Origin of the sequence: Flagellimonas onchidii (assembly GCF_004804315.1) — a bacterium.
GTDB lineage: Bacteria > Bacteroidota > Bacteroidia > Flavobacteriales > Flavobacteriaceae > Flagellimonas > Flagellimonas onchidii.
In genome coordinates this window covers 337,631-352,920 of record NZ_SRXX01000001.1, presented here as the reverse complement: position 1 = coordinate 352,920, position 15,290 = coordinate 337,631, and the positions used below count along the sequence as shown (strand labels likewise).

15 protein-coding genes are annotated in these 15,290 nt (G+C 40.1%); 11 read left to right on the top strand and 4 right to left on the bottom strand.

Features of this window, described 5'->3' with window-relative positions:
- Positions 1-113: 113 nt before the first annotated feature.
- From eno to E4661_RS01350, 7 genes are all read left to right on the top strand, one after another.
- Positions 114-1,406, top strand: a complete 1,293-nt coding sequence (eno, locus tag E4661_RS01380) for a phosphopyruvate hydratase (protein ID WP_136465025.1) — start codon at positions 114-116, stop codon at positions 1,404-1,406.
- Positions 1,407-1,534: 128 nt separating this feature from the next.
- On the top strand, positions 1,535-3,070 hold the full coding sequence (locus E4661_RS01375) for a glycogen synthase (protein WP_136465024.1): 1,536 nt from the start codon (positions 1,535-1,537) through the stop codon (positions 3,068-3,070).
- A gap of 132 nt (positions 3,071-3,202) precedes the next feature.
- Positions 3,203-4,486: a citrate synthase gene (locus E4661_RS01370; protein ID WP_136465023.1), complete on the top strand. Its 1,284-nt coding sequence runs from the start codon at positions 3,203-3,205 to the stop codon at positions 4,484-4,486.
- 82 nt (positions 4,487-4,568) lie between these two features.
- The gene (locus tag E4661_RS01365) at positions 4,569-5,483 is read left to right on the top strand and encodes a dimethylarginine dimethylaminohydrolase family protein (RefSeq protein ID WP_136465022.1); all 915 of its coding nucleotides are present in this window, start codon (positions 4,569-4,571) and stop codon (positions 5,481-5,483) included.
- A gap of 59 nt (positions 5,484-5,542) precedes the next feature.
- On the top strand, positions 5,543-6,472 hold the full coding sequence (gene ctlX / locus E4661_RS01360; protein ID WP_136465021.1) for a citrulline utilization hydrolase CtlX: 930 nt from the start codon (positions 5,543-5,545) through the stop codon (positions 6,470-6,472).
- A gap of 444 nt (positions 6,473-6,916) precedes the next feature.
- Positions 6,917-7,837: a TolB-like translocation protein gene (locus E4661_RS01355; protein ID WP_136465020.1), complete on the top strand. Its 921-nt coding sequence runs from the start codon at positions 6,917-6,919 to the stop codon at positions 7,835-7,837.
- Positions 7,838-8,221: 384 nt separating this feature from the next.
- Positions 8,222-8,764 carry a hypothetical protein gene (locus E4661_RS01350; RefSeq protein ID WP_136465019.1) on the top strand — a complete coding sequence of 181 codons (543 nt, stop codon included), beginning with the start codon at positions 8,222-8,224 and terminating at the stop codon, positions 8,762-8,764.
- 57 nt (positions 8,765-8,821) lie between these two features.
- On the opposite strand, the gene E4661_RS01345 is transcribed toward E4661_RS01350, so the two are convergent.
- The gene (locus E4661_RS01345) at positions 8,822-9,010 is read right to left on the bottom strand and encodes a hypothetical protein (RefSeq protein WP_136465018.1); all 189 of its coding nucleotides are present in this window, start codon (positions 9,008-9,010) and stop codon (positions 8,822-8,824) included.
- 77 nt (positions 9,011-9,087) lie between these two features.
- On the opposite strand from E4661_RS01345, the gene E4661_RS01340 reads away from it, so the two are divergent.
- Together E4661_RS01340 and E4661_RS01335 are read left to right on the top strand one after the other, a co-directional pair.
- Positions 9,088-9,312, top strand: a complete 225-nt coding sequence (locus E4661_RS01340) for a helix-turn-helix domain-containing protein (RefSeq protein ID WP_136465017.1) — start codon at positions 9,088-9,090, stop codon at positions 9,310-9,312.
- Between the two features lie 61 nt (positions 9,313-9,373).
- Positions 9,374-9,769, top strand: coding sequence for an RDD family protein (locus E4661_RS01335; RefSeq protein WP_136465016.1), 396 nt, complete (start codon positions 9,374-9,376; stop codon positions 9,767-9,769).
- Between the two features lie 190 nt (positions 9,770-9,959).
- Here the strand turns inward: E4661_RS01335 and E4661_RS01330 are convergent, their stop codons facing one another.
- The 3 genes from E4661_RS01330 to E4661_RS01320 all read right to left on the bottom strand — a co-directional run bounded on the left by E4661_RS01330 (position 9,960) and on the right by E4661_RS01320 (position 12,539).
- The gene (locus E4661_RS01330) at positions 9,960-11,441 is read right to left on the bottom strand and encodes a carboxypeptidase-like regulatory domain-containing protein (RefSeq protein WP_136465015.1); all 1,482 of its coding nucleotides are present in this window, start codon (positions 11,439-11,441) and stop codon (positions 9,960-9,962) included.
- A 160-nt stretch (positions 11,442-11,601) separates the two neighbouring features.
- Complete coding sequence (locus tag E4661_RS01325; RefSeq protein ID WP_136465014.1) at positions 11,602-12,117, bottom strand: DUF1648 domain-containing protein; 516 nt, start codon at positions 12,115-12,117, stop codon at positions 11,602-11,604.
- Positions 12,114-12,539, bottom strand: coding sequence for a hypothetical protein (locus E4661_RS01320; RefSeq protein ID WP_136465013.1), 426 nt, complete (start codon positions 12,537-12,539; stop codon positions 12,114-12,116). Before E4661_RS01320 ends, E4661_RS01325 begins: the two co-directional genes overlap by 4 nt.
- A 105-nt stretch (positions 12,540-12,644) precedes the next feature.
- On the opposite strand from E4661_RS01320, the gene argS reads away from it, so the two are divergent.
- A complete protein-coding gene (gene argS, locus E4661_RS01315; protein WP_136465012.1) occupies positions 12,645-14,423 on the top strand; it encodes an arginine--tRNA ligase in 1,779 nt (592 codons plus the stop codon).
- Positions 14,423-15,271 carry a zinc-dependent peptidase gene (locus E4661_RS01310; RefSeq protein WP_136465011.1) on the top strand — a complete coding sequence of 283 codons (849 nt, stop codon included), beginning with the start codon at positions 14,423-14,425 and terminating at the stop codon, positions 15,269-15,271. The genes argS and E4661_RS01310 overlap by 1 nt, the downstream gene beginning before the upstream one ends.
- The last annotated feature ends 19 nt before the right edge of the window (positions 15,272-15,290 follow it).

Genomic DNA, 15,290 nt, shown 5'->3' with positions numbered 1-15,290 from the left:
CGTTGTAGGTTATTTTTACGTTATTCATAATGTTTTGTGCTGATTTTCACGAAATTCTATAGCACTCCTTTTGTATCTTTGCCGAATTAATTTTCAACCATAAATTGTAGTAGATGAGCATTATTATCAACATTCATGCAAGACAGATTTTAGACTCAAGGGGTAACCCAACCGTTGAGGTAGATGTAGTTACCGAAAATGGGATTCTAGGAAGAGCGGCGGTTCCTTCGGGCGCTTCAACTGGAGAGCATGAAGCGGTAGAGTTAAGAGATGGGGGAGATACCTTTATGGGAAAAGGCGTCGGTAAGGCTGTTGATAATGTCAATACGATAATAGCTGAAGAATTGGTAGGAACTTCTGTGTTTGAACAAAACCTGATAGACGAGACCATGATTTCGTTGGATGGGACACCAAACAAATCAAAATTAGGAGCCAATGCTATTTTAGGAGTTTCCCTAGCGGTTGCTAAAGCAGCTGCCAACGAATTGGGAATGCCTTTATACAGATACGTTGGTGGAGTAAGCGCCAATACGCTTCCAGTTCCTATGATGAACATCATCAATGGAGGTTCGCATTCCGATGCTCCGATAGCTTTTCAAGAATTTATGGTCATGCCAGTTAAGGCCAAGGATTTTAGCCACTCCATGCAAATGGGTACTGAAATCTTTCATAATCTTAAAAAGGTATTGCACGACAGAGGTTTGAGCACTGCGGTAGGTGATGAAGGTGGTTTTGCCCCTACTTTGGAAGGTGGTACGGAAGATGCTTTGGATACAATAGCTAAAGCGGTTGACAAAGCAGGCTACAAATTGGGCGATGAAATCATGATTGCCTTGGATTGTGCCTCAGCGGAATTTTATGTAGATGGAAAGTACGACTACACCAAATTTGAAGGTGATAAAGGACAAGTAAGAACTTCTGAAGAGCAGGCTCAATATTTGGCAGATCTTTGCGAGAAATATCCAATCATCTCCATTGAAGATGGAATGGATGAGAACGATTGGGATGGTTGGAAGATTTTGACAGAGAAGGTTGGAGATAAAGTTCAATTGGTAGGCGATGATTTGTTCGTGACCAACGTAGAAAGATTGTCTAGAGGGATTGAAAACGGTATTGCTAACTCTATTTTGATTAAAGTAAACCAAATCGGTACCTTAACAGAGACCATTGCTGCAGTGAACATGGCCAAAAATGCGGGATACACCTCTGTAATGTCTCACAGATCTGGTGAAACTGAAGATAATACCATTGCAGATTTGGCGGTTGCTTTGAACACAGGTCAAATTAAGACCGGTTCCGCTTCCCGAAGTGATAGAATGGCAAAATACAATCAATTACTGCGAATAGAGGAAGAGTTGGGAAGTACGGCCTACTACCCACAAGAGAAAGCATTCAAGGTAAATTAATTGATAATGATTTTATAGCACTAAAAAAGCCTTTCCATAACGAGAAAGGCTTTTTTTTTGTTTCCGAATAAACTTTGGTTAAATTGATTGAACAAATACCGAGCAAAACCAAATAATAAACTGACCGAATGAACAATTTCCTTTTTGTTGCAGCAGAAAACGACGCCCTTGCCAATTGCAAGGCAGGTGGAATGGGTGACGTAGTCCGTGATGTTCCCAGACAAATTTCGGAACGGGGAGACAAGGTGCACGTAGTGGTACCTTCTTATGGAAGGCTACATCAAGACGGACTTTTTAAGACCAATCTTAACATTGAACTGCGCGGTTTAAATTACACTGCTGAATTGTACGAGGTAAAACCTAAAAAAGAGTTTTCCAATATTGTTCATTATGTATTGCATCATCCAGAGATAGAGGCAGGAGATATCGCCCATATTTACCATAATGACCCTGAGGAACCGTTCTATACCGATGCCATCAAATACTTCATCTTTTGTACGGCTGTTGCTGAGGCGGTAAAAAAAGGTTCCTTCGGAAAAGTTGATATTATTCATTTGCACGATTGGCATGTAAGTCTTTTGTTGTTCTTACGTGAATATCACAAGGATTATAAAAACCTAAAAGATATTCAGTTTGCGTACAGTATCCACAACCTAGCCATTCAGGGCATTCGGCCATTCGACGATAACTATTCTTCTCTAAGAAATTGGTTTCCCAATGTAACCTTTGATTATAAAGCTTTGATGGATTATCGCTATCAAGACTGTATCAATCTAATGGCCGTTGGAATCCGTTTTGCAGATGTAGTTCACACCGTATCCCCTTCGTATAAAGAAGATGTGATGTTACCTAGCTCTCCCCCGGAATTTATCGGTGGAGAGGGATTGGAAAAAGATTTGCAAAAAGCAGATGAAGAAGGGCGCTTAGTTGGAATTTTAAACGGATGCAATTACAAAAATATTAATCAAGAAGAGAAAGGGTTTATTTATAGAAATACTGTTAAAGCCATCTTTAGATGGTTGCAAGAGGAATCCAAGAAATACAAGGCAGACTTTTTGGCCCATACAGGTGAAAAGATTATGGAATTTGTGGATAACAGACCCAAATTCATCGTTTCAAGTGTGGCGCGATTGACGGAACAAAAGTTCTACTTTTTTAAACGTTCTCCAGAAGCGTTTGTTGAGATCCTGAAAAAACTCGAAGAGGTAGACGGTATTTTTATGCTATTAGGTACAGGTGCCCCTGAATACGAGGAACTTTTTAGGGATTTGAGCTACAAGCATAGAAATTTTGTTTTTACCAATGGGCAGTCGGAAAACCTGATAGATTCTATCTACCTCGAATCGGACCTTTATTTCATGCCCAGCTTATTTGAACCCTGCGGTATAAGTCAAATGCTGGCTATGAGAAATGGAAATCCATGCTTGGCACATCATACTGGGGGACTAAAGGATACCGTTTCGCATATGAAAACAGGCTTCAGTTTTGATGGAAGCACCTATGAGGAAAAAATCAAGAATATGACTGAGACTTTTGACCTTGCTCTCGATGTTTTCAAGAACGACAAACCTACCTGGAATAAGATTCAAACAGCAGCAAAGAAAAAGCGTTTCACTTGGAAGAAATCCGTGGACGATTATTACAAATTTTTATACAATTTGTAGTAAACCGCACGATTAATTTTCGACATACAAATTATATGGTTAACAATACCATAAATGAGGCTTGGAAATTGTTAATAGCCTTGCTTTTTCGTAAATTTCCGCTTCCTTTTTATTAATCCTTTAAAATATAAAATGTCTGACAAAGCTATTCTTGAATATGATGGTAACAAATATGAATTTCCAGTTATACAAGGAACTGAAAATGAACTGGCTATAGATATAAAAACACTCCGTTCCTCAAGTGGTATCGTGACCATTGATCCGGGATATAAAAATACCGGCTCATGTGAAAGCGGTATTACCTTTTTGGATGGAGAAAAAGGAATTCTTCGCTATCGCGGATATTCCATAGAGGATTTGGCGGAAAAGGCCGATTTTCTTGAAGTGGCCTACCTTCTAATCTTTGGTGAACTACCAAACAAAGAACAGCTTGAGAACTTTCATAACGATATAAAAGAAGAATCCCAAGTAGATGAGGAAATGAAGAAGATTTTGGATGCCTTTCCAAAATCTGCCCATCCTATGGGAGTATTGTCATCATTGACGAGTGCCTTAGTGGCTTTTAATCCGACTTCTGTGGACGTTTCTTCAGAAAAGGCAATGTACCATTCCATAGTGCGCATATTGGCTAAGTTTCCTGTATTGGTGGCATGGACACAGCGTAAGAAAAAAGGACTTCCCTTGGATTATGGTGATGATAGTTTGGGTTATGTGGAGAATTTCCATAAGATGATGTTCAAAAAACCTCATCAAGAATATAAAAGGGATGCCATCGCAATTGATGCCATTGATAAGTTGTTGATTTTGCACGCGGACCACGAGCAAAACTGTTCTACTTCCACGGTCCGAATCGTTGGTTCTTCCCACGCAGGACTTTTTGCTTCACTTTCTGCCGGTATTTCTGCCCTTTGGGGCCCGCTTCATGGCGGTGCTAACCAAGCAGTTTTGGAAATGTTGGAAGCTATTCAAGAAGATGGCGGGGACACCAAAAAATATATGGCTAAAGCCAAGGATAAAAATGACCCATTTAGATTAATGGGCTTTGGACACCGAGTGTATAAAAACTTTGACCCAAGAGCTAGAATCATCAAAAAAGCGGCCGACGAAGTCCTTGGAAACCTAGGAATCGAAGACCCGATTTTGGATATCGCCAAAGGACTTGAAAAAGAGGCTTTGGAGGATGAATACTTCGTAAAACGAAAACTATATCCGAATGTGGATTTCTATTCGGGAATCATTTATAGAGCTTTGGGCATTCCTACAGAGATGTTTACAGTGATGTTTGCTTTGGGAAGATTACCCGGCTGGATTGCGCAATGGCGTGAGATGCGTCTAAGAAAAGAACCTATTGGAAGACCAAGACAAATCTACATTGGCGAGAATCATAGAGATTTTATTGATTTGAAGAATCGGTAAAAAAAGCATCAAATTTTTGAAAAAAGTCCATTTTTAATGCGGTTGAAAGTGGACTTTTTTATATTTGCGCAAAAATTGAACTATGTTGAATTTACATGTCGTAGATGAAACAAGCCCGCTTAAAGCGGTGATATTGGGTACCGCAGAAAGCTGTGGGCCAACTCCAAGGCCTGAAGAGGCATATGATCCGAAATCATTAGAGCATATTTTGGCGGGCACATATCCAAAAGAAGAGGATATGTTGATTGAAATGGATGCTTTTGCCAAGGTGTTTAAAAAGTATGAGGTAAAGGTTTTTCGCCCTTCTGTGCTTCAGGATTGTAATCAGATATTCTCTAGGGACATTGCCTTTGTGATTGAAGACAAATTGTTTCATTCCAATATTTTGCCAGACCGCGAAAGGGAGTATGAAGCTATTCAACATGTTTTGGACCAAATCGACCCGAATAAAATTATTCGACCTCCAGAGAAAGTTCATATCGAAGGTGGGGATGTAATGCCTTGGAACGATTATATTTTTGTCGGAACCTACACTGGACCTGATTATCCAGATTATATTACTGCGCGTACTAACAAAGAGGCAGTAGAGTTTCTAAAAGAACAGTTTCCGAATAAAAAGGTAAAGGCTTTTGAACTTAGAAAGTCCAATACAATTGCCAAAGAAAATGCATTGCATTTAGATTGCTGTTTTCAACCCGTCGGTAAGGACAAGGCCATTCTACATAAAAATGGATTTTTAGTAGAGGAGGAGTACCAATGGCTAATGGATTATTTTGGAAAGGAAAACATTTTCGAAATCACTAAGGACGAAATGTACCAAATGTTCAGTAATGTGTTTTCTATCTCTCCCGAAGTAGTGGTTTCCGAAAAAGGTTTCACTCGACTGAACAAGTGGCTGAGGGAACAAGGATTTACCGTAGAGGAGATTCCCTATGCCGAGATTGCAAAACAAGAAGGATTGTTGCGGTGCAGCACCATGCCCTTGATAAGAGAATAATTGAAATTGTCCCCTCAAGAGGGCTTTAGGGATGTTACATAAACATAAAGATTGAACAAATGCAGATAACCAGTACCATTTTAATGGTTCGGCCGATTAGTTTCAGAATGAACGAACAAACAGCCGTAAACAACTATTTTCAGGAGGAAATGGGCGTAGATCAGGATAAAATCAATGCCCGGGCCCAACAAGAGTTTGATGACTTCGTAGAGAAGTTAAGAGCTAAGGGAGTCAATGTGGTTGTGGTGCAGGATACCAAAGAACCAGATACCCCAGATTCTATCTTTCCGAACAATTGGATATCCTTTCATGCGGATGGAACCGTAGCGGTATATCCTATGTTTGCCGAAAACCGAAGAAACGAACGAAGAGAGGATGTTTTCGAGATTCTAGAACAAGACGGCTTCCGCATCGATAATGTTGTGGATTACACCTCTGCAGAGGAGGAAGGTGTGTTTTTGGAAGGAACTGGCAGTTTGTTGCTAGATCGAGTAAACAAAAAAGCCTATTGCGCTTTGTCTGACCGTGCAGAAGAGGAACTCGTCATTGAATTCTGTGAGGATTTTGACTATCTACCCGTAATTTTTACAGCAAACCAAACCGTTGAAGGGCAGCGATTGCCCATTTATCATACCAATGTGATGATGGCTCTTGCCGAAACCTTTGCCATTATCTGTTTGGATACCATTGATGACAAAAAGGAACGCAAAAATGTGGTGGAGCACCTAAAAGCTGATGGAAAAGAGGTCATCAATATTACCGAAGAGCAGATGTACCACTTTGCCGGGAATATGCTACAAGTGGTTGGAGCGGATGACCAGCGGTATATGGTAATGAGTTCTGCAGCCTACAATAGTTTGGACAAAGCCCGAAGAGAAGCCATTGAAAAGCACTGCCCCATCATCCATAGCTCACTGAGTACTATTGAAACTTGTGGTGGTGGAAGCGCTCGTTGTATGATGGCCGAGGTGTTTTTGCCCAAGGTTTAATTGTCCCTGGATGCTGAGCGAAGTCGAAGCATGAGAATCTCAAGAGTGTTTTTTGGTTTGACACGAATTTGCACGAGTTTTTTGAGCTCTCTTCATGTCGGGGAGAGGTGTTCATCTTCCTTGTCATTTTAAATCTGTCGAAGGAAAAGGTAAGGAGCCATTGTTGGTACAAACTGTCAACTTGAATGGATACATGGCAGAGCGGAAGCATGTTTCAGTATCTCACTCTTACAGGATGCCGAAATACTGAAAAGAATTCAATGCAGGCAAGTCTTGATATCACCAACTAATTATGACCCAAAAACATTCTTCTACAAACCCATAACAACATTTTATACAGGATTTCGCTAGGGAAAGATGATAATCACTACATTTATAAACATTTGATTTATTGACGATTAGTGAGTACTTGGTTCTCCTGTTTAGATAACATAATTGGTGATTATGGAAAACCCAAAATTTGGAATGCTGATGCTGTTGTCCTGTGCATCCATTTGGATGGGCTGCGAGCAACAAAAAGGTATTGTCCAGTTTGAACCGGGTAACATATCTACGGAGGCCGTCGAATACTCCTGTACCTTTTCTGCGGATGGTAACGAACTCTTCTTTGCCAAAAGTGAGCAAGCGTGGGCCAGTGGCGATATGAAAAGTGCCATCTACCATGCCGTTAAACAAAATGGTGCATGGTCTACCCCGAAAATCGTTTCGTTTTCGGGGACGTATGATGATAGTGATCCTCACCTATCCAAAGATGGAAAAACCTTGTTCTTTATTTCCGATAGACCAGCTACACTTACCAAAACCTCAGCTGATATTTGGATGGTGACCCGAGACGAAAATGGCACTTGGGAAATACCTGAGGTGCTGCCCTATCCCATAAATTCTGAAAACACGGAATATAGCCCCCGTACCGATGGGGACGGCAACCTGTATTTTGCCTCAGACCGACTGGGTGGGTATGGGCAAGGCGATTTGTATAGGTCCGAACTTAAATATGGGGTATTGGGCCCGCCTGTAAATATGGGAAGTACCTTGAATTCCCCTTTAGGGGAATGGAACCTGGAGGTCAACAGCAAAGGTGACCTGATCATTTTTGAGGCCTCACAGCGCGAAGCCAATGTTTCGCCCTATGGTGACCTCTATATCAGTTTTAAGAAAGGCGATCTGTGGACATTGCCACAGAACATAAAGGAACTGAATACCTCGGGCAGTGACCTGTACCCGTATTTGACCCCAAATGACAAAAAACTGTATTACACCAGTAGTGATAGCCTAAAAGGGAAAAGCACTCATATTTATATGACCGATTTTCGCGGGCTGTACAGCAAATACCGCCAACTCGGCATAACACCCTTACAGCAATAAAAAACCACACGTCACGCTGAACTTGTTTCAGGGTCTCACACTGATGGGATGCCGAAACAAGTTTGGCATGACGAAAGCAACTGTCTAGCACCTCGCCCCAATACTTTAGTATTGCTCTTTCTGCTAATGTCATTTCGAAATGAAATGCAAAGCATTGATTGAGAAATCCCATGTTAGATTTCTCACATATGTTCGAAATGACGAAGAACAATCCAATAAAGAATTTTACTGCTTTTGTTTGTAAGAATTTAGGTTGTAAATAGTATTTTAGAGATTTGAATCTTACAACACAAAAAAAGAAAAGTCGACTTACTCGTTGAATCAAATCAAACATGAAAGTAAGTTTGGTAACAATAACTATTACAGTTCAATTGATATAAGATTATGGGAAATCCATGGAACAGCCTAGAAACAACAAAATTAGTTATATCAATAATAATACCGATAATTGGTGGATTAATAGCATGGCAATTAGCCAAATTGGGCAAAGATTTAGAAAGTAAGCAATGGCTAAACAAGACGGTAATTGAAAAGAGGTTGGAATTTTATGATAGAGTGGTTCCTGATTTGAATGATTTATTTTGCTATTACAAAAGAGTAGGAAATTGGAAGGAGCTAACTCCACCTGAGGTTATTCTGAAAAAAAGAAAACTAGATAGAGAGTTTAATATTTATGCCCATTTATTTGAGGAAACTGATAGTGTTATGCTCAAGTACAATACCTATATACATAATTGTTTCAAAACATATACAGGATGGGGCAAAGATGCCAAAATAAGAATGGATTTATCGAAGAGAATCAAACTTGCCAATTGGAATCCAAAATGGGAAGAGTTATTTGTTCCAGAAGAGCAAATAAACAATGATTTGTTTGAAAAATCTTATGATCAGTTAATTTATGTTATCAGAAGAGAATTGGGTATATAACTATTAGAAAAGATTAAAATTGAAAAAATGGCCTAATGATAATGAGTACTATACATGTTATTTAGCTCTTAATATACTAGCAATCCCCCTCATCGCAGTTACCACTGACTGAACCTCCCTTTTCGTAAAAACATCATCTTCAAGATAAAAGAGCATTTCTATACCTTGATCTAAGATTTTGGCAAACTCATCTGGCGTACCATACCCTTCTTCAATCCAATTTTTTAAAACCTCATCGTGTTTCATAAAATCTATAACTTGTCATATATGACATTAACTGCGGTAAATATAAGCCTTTTCTTGACTTGTCAAATATGGCAAGTATGGAAAAATCCGAAATGTTGAAAAAAATTGGTGAAAATGTAAAACGAATCCGAATCGAAAAGGGATTAACTCAAGTGGATTTGGTAGGCAGAATAGAGGCTAAAATTGACACCACTAACATTTCGCGTATTGAAAAAGGCCGTACCAATGCTACCATCCATACTCTATTTCGAATCAGTCAAGCTTTGGAAGTTCCGTTATCTGAAATCTGCAATATTAAGTGAGAAAAGGTTTTGCGTTTTCCACTTTTAAAAATACTATCTTTCTTTCACCAACCTAAACCATATGGAAAGAGAATATGCCCTATTACCCGATCGTGTCAAAGCCGCTTTTATAGATGCAGTTGTTTTAGTTGCACTCATGTACTTAACCTCTGAGGTTTTAGCCCTGTTTGATAATGTTCCCGATTATGTTAGGATGACTTTGTTTATCCTGTTTGCCTTTTTATATGACCCTATTTTGACCTCTGTTTACGGAAAAACCGTTGGACATTCGTACAGCGGAATCAAGGTGCAACAAGACAATGACTCTAATAAAAAAGTGATTTTTCCACTTGCTCTAATTAGGTTTATTATAAAATACTTATTGGGTTGGTTGTCTTTTTTAACTGTAACTGGCGATGAGCATAGAAAGGCAATTCATGACTATGCTGCCAAATCAATAGTGGTAAAGGATGAATAATCTGTTCATTTTGTCTTGAAACAAAACGAACCAAAAATTCAAGAGGATTTCAAGGAAATTTTTGTGATACATCACAAAACCGCTAATAAATCTAATCGCTACATGCTCTTTTTTACTTTGTAAAATGCACTTTCGCTCGATTTATAGTTATTTCTCCAAAATCCTCGGTTCACTTCGACTTAAAAAAGGATTATTCCGCCGGAACCACAAATTCGCGTATCGCCTGGTTGGGCTCCATAATGGTGTAGCCTTTCCAAAACTCAGGGTCATAGGCCGATAAATAGGTGGCTTTTACGGTTTCGTCCTCTTTTAGGGCCTCAAAATCGGTTTTGGAGACGGGGTCAGAGTCGTATATCACCAGTTCGTACTTTTCAGTGTTATAGTTGACCACGTCCAGAGCCAGGGAGAGTTCGTTCTGTTTTCTTCGGCCCTTTACATGTTTGTTCTTTTCAATGACCTTTAAAGGTCGGTCAACCCCCATTTTTTTTCCAAAGGTGAAGTTCATAAACTTAAGTTTGTACTTGTCCCCATCAAACTTGGAAAAAACGGTGCTGCCAAAATATTTCAGTTCTTGGTAGCTAAAGCCCAACAATCGAATACTACGAATGGTCTTTACATTTTCGTAGTCCATGCGCATAATGGCAAAATCCTCGATGTTCACAAATAGCTTGCCCTGAAAATCGGCACCACGCTTGGGGGCAAAGCCCACCACATACACGCCTTGGTTTTCCAACTCGGAATAGCCCAAAAGTTTATACTCGTAGCGGTTCAACTTTTTGGCAACATCCAGTTTGGATTTTCCAAAGAACTGATTGTTAACGATGCTCAAAATATATTTGCGATTGCCCAAAAAGTAGTTTTTTTCAGGTTTTTTGAGTTCTTCCTCAATTTCGGCGGCTTCGTCCTCATTTTCTAGAATGGAATCCACGGGTACTTTTTCGCCAAAAATTCCCGATTTTATCTTTAGATAAGAGTCCGGTTTTACATTGGCCCTAAAAATGGCCTCCATTTTGTCGGCCAAGGCTTCCATGGAACCTTCGTTGCTCTTATCGTACAGTTCGGCCGCTTTTATAATCTCGAGCTTGTTTTCTTCCCCGTTTTGGTAATAATCGCCCAAAGTTTCGGTGTAATAGGCCGAATTTCTGGGGATGATGGAGGCAATACTGTCCATTAGGTGCTTGTCCAGCTCCGCAATGGTGGATTTTTTAAATTCAATATCCATTTTTTGCAGTGTATTAAAGCTGGATTGCCGCAAAAAGAAACGCTGCTTTAGCGGTGCTTTGTTGTAGTTGGTGGGAAGGCGCTCTTCCACACGTTCCATAATCTCGTCCACATCCAATTCCTTATCAAAAAGGTACACCCCAGTCAGTTCAATGGCCTTGGGTGTGATGGCGATGATGCTGTCTTGCAATTGCTCCAAGGTAAACCCGGTTTTCTGATAACCCATGGAGGAGATGTAGATAGAATCCGGGGTTTGGGCGGCATCCAGCACAAAGCTGAAACGGCCTTCCTCGTTGGTGATCACCCCTTGGTGTTCTCCATATTGTACCGCGGCGTAGGGAATGCCTTTTTGGGTCTTTGCATCGATGAGTTTGGAAGTGACGGTCTGGGCCGATAGGCTGCTGAATGCCAGAAAAAAACAAAGAAATGGGACTAAATTGAATTTGGACATCAGTTCGTTTTTTGACGGTTTTATCGGTTATCGCACAGCTTGCTGTGCGGTGCTATTTTTAGTAAAGACAATCGAAATAACAAAAGGGTTGCTTAGAAGCAGACGATTTTAACAGGAATTTGTAACAACGCTTGTTCCAGAAACGGAAGAAGGAACGGTATTATTCGTGAACTATAGCCATTTTGTAGAAGTAGATAAAGGGGAGCAGGGCCACAATAATCCAAGAACCTACCAAAAGCTGAACATCTATTGTACCTACTATTCCTTTTATGTGCAAAAGAAAGATTATAGTTGTCAATAAAAAAGCAACTACAGAAGCTAGATTCATTACCGCCATCATCCGAATACCTAGAGCATATAATTCGGGTGCATTTTTTTCAGTAACCTTTACAGGAAAGTTCATATGGTAGGGCTTCATTTTAGTAACAAAAAAGCTCAACCCAAAATACAGTGCGGTGCTAAGGATGGGAATAATCCAAAGCATTGATTTATGACCATAACCATCCGCTTCACCCTTTAGGTTAAAATGTGTTGGTATGGTCTCTGGAAGGTCAAAATAGAAGATAAGCACTAAAAGCACATTTAATGCCACTATGGCCCACCCCAACTTGACCAATTTTTTGTCCGTCGCATTGGGTTTTACTTCAATTTTTGGCTTTTTGCTGAATATGCTCATAAATCTTCAATTGAAGTTGGGGTATTGTCTGCTTTGTAATCCATCAGTTTCTTAAAATACTTTTGAATGGCCTTGGTATCAGATTTTACCTTGATGAAATAATGGTCTTTGTAAATGGAGTAAATGGCAAAGTCACCTTTGTACAGGTTGAGTTTGTAATACGGAATGATTAAACCATAGGTTTCTAGTAACGACCTAAAGCGAACGATGATGCCTTTGGGGCGCATTTCGATGTTGCAGGTGTTCAAATTATTGTCCAAAATGAGCAAATTCTGGATTTCGATGCTGGTCTCGGTGATATGGAGTTTTGGAGAACCGATTCCGCCCATGGCAAAGCGCTCTTTTAGGGTAAAGGGTTTGCCCACGGCATCATCAATTTGCCGCGTTCTTGTTTTGTCGTTGTAAGAGACGTTCAAAAGCATCTTTAAAATTAACCAAAATCAATGGGTTTGTTATGGGCAAAGCCCATTATTATTGATGGAAACGGGTAAAAAATATGTAGTTTTGCAGGCTGAAAAGCCAGATAGATGAGTTTGCAAAAAGTTATTTCACAAAGTGTGATCAAAGCGGTAGGGGATTTGTACGAAACCGAACTGCCAACTGTGGAATTTCAACCTACCCGAAAGGATTTTGAAGGGGACATTACCGTGGTTGTCTTTCCCATGCTACGCTTTGTAAAGGGAAATCCTGTGGAAATCGGAACCAAAATCGGTGAATATTTACAGGAAAATGTGGACGAGGTAGCCAAATTTAATGTGGTCAAGGGCTTTTTGAACCTCGTTATTGATGATGTTTTTTACCTGAATTTTTTCAATTCCATTTATGCTGAAACTGACTTTGGATATGTGAAAACACCATCCAAAGATGCCGTGATGGTGGAATACTCTTCGCCCAATACCAATAAACCACTGCATTTAGGGCATATCCGAAACAATTTATTGGGCTATTCCGTGTCCGAAATCTTAAAAGCAGCAGGAAAAAAGGTATACAAAACCCAAATCGTCAATGATCGTGGGATTCATATCTGTAAAAGTATGCTGGCCTGGTTGAGATTTGGTGATGATGAAACCCCAGAATCCTCTGGATTGAAGGGAGATCATTTGGTTGGAAAATACTATGTGGCTTTCGATAAAGCTTATAAAGAGCAGATTGCCGAGTTGGTTGCCAACGGAACTGAAAAGGGAAAGGCCGAAAAAGAAGCTCCAATTTTACTCGAGGCCCAAGAAATGCTGCGAAAATGGGAAGGTGGAGATGCTGAAACGGTTGCCCTTTGGAAAAAGATGAACGGCTGGGTTTATGAAGGCTTTGATATCACCTACAAAAATCTTGGAGTCGATTTTGACAAATTATACTATGAAAGCGATACTTACCTTTTAGGTAGAGATGTGGTGAAAGATGGTTTGGAACGCGGGATTTTCTTTAAAAAAGAAGATGGCAGCGTTTGGATAGACCTTACCGATGAAGGTTTGGATGAGAAAATTGTTTTGCGTTCGGATGGTACAGCAGTCTATATGACGCAAGATATCGGAACCGCAATTCAACGGGTAACCGACCATCCAGACATCAATGGCATGGTTTACACCGTAGGAAACGAGCAAGATTACCATTTTAAGGTGTTGTTCCTTATCCTTAAAAAATTGGGATACGATTGGGCGCAGCAATTGTACCACTTGAGCTATGGTATGGTCGACCTCCCCAGCGGAAAAATGAAGAGTAGGGAAGGTACAGTTGTAGATGCTGACGACCTTATTGAAAGCATGGAAAACACGGCAGAGTCCATTTCGGAGGAATTGGGGAAATTGGATGGTTATTCCGATGCAGAAAAGAAGCAATTGTACAGAACTATCGGCTTGGGGGCCTTAAAATATTATATTTTAAAGGTGGATCCCAAAAAACGGATTTTGTTCAATCCCGAAGAGTCGGTGGATTTTCAAGGGAATACAGGGCCATTTATTCAGTATACCTATGCTCGAATCCAGTCGATTTTGAGAAAGGCCGATTTTGATGTCTCGACTGCGCTCGACATGACATTTGAACTCCATGAGAAAGAAAAGGAGTTGCTAAAGCAAATCCAACTTTTCCCAGAGACGGTTCAATTGGCTGCGGAGAATTACAGTCCGGCATTAATTGCCAACTACACATATGACCTCGTAAAGGAATTCAACTCATTTTATCAGCAGGTGTCCATTTTGGGTGAAGCTGATGAACAGAAAAAGCACTTCCGCGTACAACTCTCCAAAAAAGTGGGAGAGGTGATTCAGTCTGCCTTTAGACTTTTAGGCATCGATGTTCCTGAACGTATGTGATGAATGGACTAGGACTGACTGAAGCTCAAAAAGAAATCGCTGCACTTATTTTGGCGTTTGGGATGCTCTACGTGTTTGCGAGGGTCGGTTATCAGTACTTTTTTGGGGAACGATTCACTTTGTACAACGTTTTCCACCCTGTAAAACGGATTACTGCGAGGGAACGACAGTTTATTTCTGAATTTCTTATCCCATATCGGCAATTCAATCCAGAACAGAAGAAGGCTTTCTTAAAGCGTTTTACTTGGTTTAAATCGAAAAAGCCCTTTGTTTTTTATGGAGGAATCACCAATCAGGAAAAAATTAAGGCTTACGTTTCTGCTTCGGCAGCCTTGTTGACCCTAGGAATGCGGGATTTCCGATTTGAAAAGTCGATTTCGAGAATCATTATTTACCCTGATAAATTTTATTCACGCATTGGGAAAAACCATCATATTGGGGAATACAATCCTAACTTGAAAATATTGGTGTTTTCTGCCGCGGATTTGGAAAATGGATTTAAAATCCCCAATGACAACAGGAATCTTGGCATTCATGAAGTGGCTCATGCCCTGATGTTCGAGACACGGAAAAAGTCTTCTTGGGAAGCAAGACGGTTCAAAGTAGGTTTGGCTAGAATCAAAAGAATCTATAATCAGGAGGATTTTCAGAAGAAATTAGGGGAATCAACTTATTTCAGGGAATATGGAAAAGTCAATTTTTATGAGTTTTTTGCTGTTGCTATGGAAAACTTCATCGAAAGCCCCTCCGAGTTTTCAGGAAAATACCCCGATTTATACGATACGATACGAAGAATGCTGAATTTTGACTTGAATCAACCACAATGGAGACTTAAAAATGCACCCTAAACAATCCCTCCGTGCAATG